Source organism: Rhizobacter sp. P3_B12 (assembly GCF_056402895.1).
This window is the reverse complement of record NZ_JBFUGN010000413.1, coordinates 1-5170: the sequence shown is the minus strand read 5'-3', so window position 1 is coordinate 5170 and position 5170 is coordinate 1. Positions and strand designations below refer to the sequence as shown.

Sequence of the window (5170 nt, the reverse complement as noted above, 5' to 3'; positions counted from 1 at the left end):
TCGAGCAGGCGGCGCAGGCCGCTGCGCCAGGCGGCGTCGCGCGGCCAGTGCTCGGCCGGCAGCGGCGGCAGGCCGGCCCGCGATGCGGCATCGAGCGCCGCCGCATCGGGCAGCGCGACGGCCGGGTAGGCCTGCAGCAACCCGTGCTGCGCCTGCGCCAGCTCGGCCATGAAGAGCAGGAAATCGCGCATCGCATGCCCGCCGGCGGCCAGCTGGCGCAGCCGCATCTCGCGCTCCGCGAACAGCGTGCTGCGCTCGGGCAGCCGCAGGTAGGGCACCTGCTGCCCGGCCTGCACCGCGATTTCTTCGGGTGACAGCAGTCGCGTGGTGGAGGTCAGTGTCATCGCGGGGGCGACATCATTCCTTGCCAGTGATCTCTCGGTACCAGAGCGGGTGATTCTGCCGCGCCCAGGCCTCGGTGACGGTACCGCGGGTCATCGCCCGCATCGTTCCCTTGACCCAGATCGCGGCGTACACGTGCACGATCACGCTGAGCACCAGCACCACCGCCGACACCGCGTGCACCACCACCGCGATGCGGCGCAGCGGGATCGCGAAGTAATCGGCGAACCACGGCTGCCAGAACACGAAGCCGGTGATGAACAGCAGCAGCAGGCTGATGCCGAACAGCCAGAACACCGCCTTCTGCCCGCCGTTGTACTTCTCGACCGGCGGCATGCCGTGCTCGTGGCCGGTCTTCATCAGGTGCGGGGCGGCCTTCACCCACGCGGTGTCGCGCGGCTTCCAGACGTTGTCGCACCACACCTTGGCGAACAGCAGCACGAAGCCGAGCACCATCAGCACGCCGAAGAACGGGTGCAGGATGCGCGTCCACGGGCCGCCGCCGAACAGCATCGTCAGGACGTAGAGGGCCGGGTGGAAGAACGCGAGCCCCGACAGCGCGGCGCAGAAGAACAGCATCGCCACCGCCCAGTGGTTCATGCGCGTGCCGTCGGCATAGCGCTGGATGAAACGCTTCATGACCGTTCCTCCTCGTCCACCGGCTCCTCGACGGGGCCGACCTTCGTGTAGTGGAAGAAGCCGACCACCGCGGCGCCGATCATCGCGGCCAGCGCCAGCGGCTTGGCCGCGCCCTTCCACAGCGAGACCCACGGGCTGATCTGCGGGTTGGCGGGCAGCCCGTGGTACAGCTGCGGCTTGTCGCCGTGCTGCAGCACGTACATCACGTGCGTGCCGCCGACGCCTGGCGGGTCGTACACGGCGGCCTGCGCGTAGCCGCGCTCCTTCAGGTCGGCGATGCGCTCGCTGCCGTACTCGAGCATGTCTTCCTTGCTGCCGAAGTGGATCGCACCGGTCGGGCAGGCCTTGACGCAGGCCGGCTCCAGGCCGACGCTGACGCGGTCGGAGCACAGCGTGCACTTGTAGGCCTTGTTGTCCTTCTTGCTGATGCGCGGCACGTCGAACGGGCAGCCGGTGACGCAGTTGCCGCAGCCGATGCAGTTCTCCTCGATGAAGTCGACGATGCCGTTCGTGTACTTCACGATCGCGCCGGGTGCCGGGCAGGCCTTCAGGCAGCCGGGATCGTCGCAGTGCATGCAGCCATCCTTGCGGATCAGCCACTCGAGCTTCATCTCTTCGTTCAGCGACTTGGTCTCCACCTCGGAGAAGCGCATCACCGTCCACGAGTCGGCCGTCAGGTCGGCCGGGTTGTCGTACACGCCGACGTTGTGGCCCACGGTGTCGCGCAGGTCGTTCCATTGCATGCAGGCCACCTGGCAGGCCTTGCAGCCGATGCAGCTGGAGACGTCGATCAGCTTCGCGACCTCGGCCGTCGTGCGCGCCTGCGGGCTCGGCGTGGTGGTGGCCGAGCGCGCGGCGATGTCGAGAGATTGCAGTGAACTCATGGCTCAGGCCTTCTCGATATTCACGGTGAACGACTTGTACTCCGGCGTCTGCGTGTTCGCATCGCCGACGAAGGGCGTCAGCGTGTTCACCAGGTAGCCCTTCTTCGCCAGGCCCACGAAGCCCCAGTGGTTCGGCAGGCCCACCGTGTCGACCTTCAGGCCGTCGACATCGAGCTGCGGGATGCGCTTGGTGACCACCGCCACCGCCTTGATCGAGCCGCGCTTCGACGAGACCTTCACCGTGTCGCCATTGGCGATGCCGCGCGCCTTGGCCAGCTCTTCGCCGATCTCGACGAACTGCTGAGGCTGGATGATGGCCGAGGTCTCGACGTTCTTGGTCCAGTAGTGGAAGTGCTCGGTCAGCCGGTAGCTGGTGGCGACCAGCGGGAAGTCTTTCGGCGAGCCCATCATCTCGAGATCGCCCTTGAACACGCGGGCCGCGGGGTTGGCGCGGGCCTTCGGGTTGTTCGGGTGCATCGGGTTGGTGGCCAGCGGCGATTCGAACGGCTCGTAGTGCTCCGGCAGCGGCCCTTCGGCCATGCCGGTCGGCGCAAAGAGCCGCGCGACGCCCTCGGACGTCATGATGAACGGCTGCACGCGCTCGGCGTCGCCCGGGTTGGCATCGGGCCGGATGTCGGGCACGTCGGACCCGCTCCAGGCGGTGCCGTTCCATTGCACCAGCTTGCGCCGCGCATCCCAGGGCTTGCCGTCGGGTGCGCTCGACGCGGCGTTGTAGAGGATGCGCCGGTTCGCCGGCCAGGCCCAGGCCCAGTTCAGCGTCTGGCCGATGCCCCACGGGTCGCTGTTGTCGCGGCGCGCCATCTGGTTGCCGGCCTGCGTCCAGGCGCCGCAGTAGATCCAGCAGCCGCTCGCGGTGCTGCCGTCGTCGCGCAGCAGGCCGAAGCCCGCGAGCTGCTCGCCGGCCTTCGCCAGCACCTTGGGCGGTGCCTTCGGGTCTTTCGGGTCGGGCGGGGCCAGCACGTCGGCCAAGGCCTTGCCGTTGTATTCCATCGCCAGCTCTTCGGCCGACGGGCTGTGCGGGATCTTGTACGGCCAGGTCAGCTTGACGATCGGGTCGGGGAAGGCACCGCCGTCCTTCGTGTAGGCGGTGCGCATGCGGTTGAACAGGTCGGCGATGATTTCCGGATCGCCGCGCGCCTCGCCCGGCGGCTCGGCGCCCTTCCAGTGCCACTGCAGCCAGCGGCCCGAGTTGGTCAGCGAGCCGTCTTCTTCGGCGAAGCAGGTCGAGGGCAGCCGGAACACGGTGGTCTGGATGGCCTCGCTCTTCACGTCGTTGAACTCGCCGAAGTTCTTCCAGAACTCCGAGGTCTCGGTGTTGAGCGGATCGATCGTCACCAGGAACTTCAGCTTCGACAGCCCTTCGATGATCTTCTTCTTGTTGGGGAACGAGCCGACCGGGTTGAAGCCCTGGCAGATGTAGCCGTTGAGCTTGCCCTGGCTCATCAGCTCGAAGGCCTGCAGCACGTCGTAGACCTTGTCGATCTTGGGCAGGTAGTGGAAGGCCCACGAGTTCTCGGCCGTGGCCGCGGCGCCCCACCAACTCTTCTGCAGGCTGACGAAGAACTTCGGGTAGTTCTGCCAGTAGCTCATCTGGTTGGGGCGCAGCGGCTTCAGCGCCCGGGTCTTGTAGTAGGTGTCGAGGTCTTGCTCGGTCTCGCGGGCGAGCGAGAGGTAGCCCGGCAGCGAGTTCGACAGCAGCCCGAGATCGGTCAGGCCCTGGATGTTGCTGTGGCCGCGCAGCGCGTTCATGCCGCCGCCGGCGATGCCGATGTTGCCGAGCAGCAGTTGCACGATGGCCGCGGTGCGGATCATCTGCGAGCCCTGGCTGTGCTGGGTCCAGCCGAGCGCATACATGATGGTCATCGCGCGGTGGGGCACCGCGGTGGTGGCGATCATCTCGCACACCTTCAGGAACTTGTCCTTCGGCGTGCCGGTGATGCGGCTCACCAGCTCGGGCGTGTAGCGCGCGTAGTGGCGCTTCATCACCTGCAGCACGCAGCGCGGGTGCTCGAGCGTGGGGTCGGTCTTGGCGAAGCCGTGTTCGTCGAGCTCGTAGCCCCAGCTCGCGTTGCTGTAGCTGCGCTTGGCCTCGTCGTAGCCGCTGAAGATGCCGTCCTGGAAGCCGTAGGCCTCGCCGACGATGAACGAGGCGTTGGTGTACGCCTTCACGTACTCCTTCTGCAGCTTGTCGTTGCTGATCAGGTAGTTGATGACGCCGGCCAGGAAGGCGATGTCGCTGCCGGCGCGGATGGGGGCGTAGTAGTCGGCCATGGCGGCCGAGCGCGTGAAGCGCGGGTCGACGACGACCAGCCGGGCCTTGTTGTGGTGCTTGGCCTCGATGACCCACTTGAAGCCGCAGGGGTGGGCTTCGGCGGCGTTGCCACCCATGATGAGCACGAGGTCGGCGTTCTTGATGTCCACCCAGTGGTTGGTCATCGCACCGCGTCCGAACGTCGGGGCCAGACTGGCCACCGTCGGTCCGTGTCAGACGCGCGCCTGGTTGTCGAAGATCAGCAACCCCATCGAGCGCATCGCCTTGTGCGTGATGTAGCCCGATTCATTGCTCGATGCCGACGCGCAGAGCATGCCGGTGGTGGTCCAGCGGTTGACGACCTGGCCAGCGGCGTTGGTGGGGGTGAAGTTGGCGTCGCGGTCGGCCTTCATCAGCTTGGCGATGCGCGACATGGCGTCGTCCCAGGAGACGCGCTTCCATTCGGTGCTGCCGGCCTCGCGCACCTCGGGGTACTTGAGGCGGTTGGGGCTGTGCACGAAATCGAGCAGGCCGGCGCCCTTGGGGCACAGCGTGCCGCGGTTGACGGGGTGATCGGGGTCGCCCTCGATGTGGATGATGTCGGAGACGACGTTCTTCGCCTTGTCGCCCAGGCTGTACATGATGAGCCCGCAGCCGACCGAGCAGTACGGGCAGGTGTTGCGGGTCTCGGTGGTGCGGGCGAGCTTGAACTGGCGTGTTTCGGCGAGGGCCGTGGCCGGCGAGAAACCCAGCGCGACGAGGCTGGATGCGGCGAGCCCGGCTCCGCTGACGCGGAAGAACTGCCTTCGGTTCATGTCCATGAAGAGCCTCCTGCGGGGAACGCGCTGTGCGCGAAACGTGGGATAGGCGATGGCGAACGGATCTTGGCGCGGAATGGGCGGGGCCGCAATGGCGTTCGCACTATCCGCAGCGGCGCGCTGCGGTTCTTCTATCGGGATGCCGCGGCGGCCGGGGCGGGTGCGCTGCCGTCGCCGGCAGTCGGGGCCGGCGTGCCGCTGCCGGCGCCGGGCTT

4 protein-coding genes are annotated in these 5170 nt (G+C 67.4%); all 4 read right to left on the bottom strand.

Going from position 1 to position 5170, the window contains the following annotated elements; translation table 11 throughout:
* Positions 1 to 344, bottom strand: a 344-nt coding sequence (gene fdhE, locus AC1D01_RS19940) for a formate dehydrogenase accessory protein FdhE domain-containing protein (protein ID WP_477869313.1), incomplete at its 3' end; no start/stop codon positions are given.
* Between the two features lie 13 nt (positions 345 to 357).
* Complete coding sequence (locus AC1D01_RS19935) at positions 358 to 981, bottom strand: formate dehydrogenase subunit gamma (protein ID WP_477869311.1); 624 nt, start codon at positions 979 to 981, stop codon at positions 358 to 360.
* Positions 978 to 1865: a formate dehydrogenase subunit beta gene (gene fdxH, locus AC1D01_RS19930; protein ID WP_477869309.1), complete on the bottom strand. Its 888-nt coding sequence runs from the start codon at positions 1863 to 1865 to the stop codon at positions 978 to 980. The genes AC1D01_RS19935 and fdxH overlap by 4 nt, the downstream gene beginning before the upstream one ends.
* A 3-nt stretch (positions 1866 to 1868) precedes the next feature.
* Positions 1869 to 4958: a formate dehydrogenase-N subunit alpha gene (fdnG, locus tag AC1D01_RS19925; RefSeq protein WP_477869307.1), complete on the bottom strand. Its 3090-nt coding sequence runs from the start codon at positions 4956 to 4958 to the stop codon at positions 1869 to 1871.
* Positions 4959 to 5170: the final 212 nt, after the last annotated feature.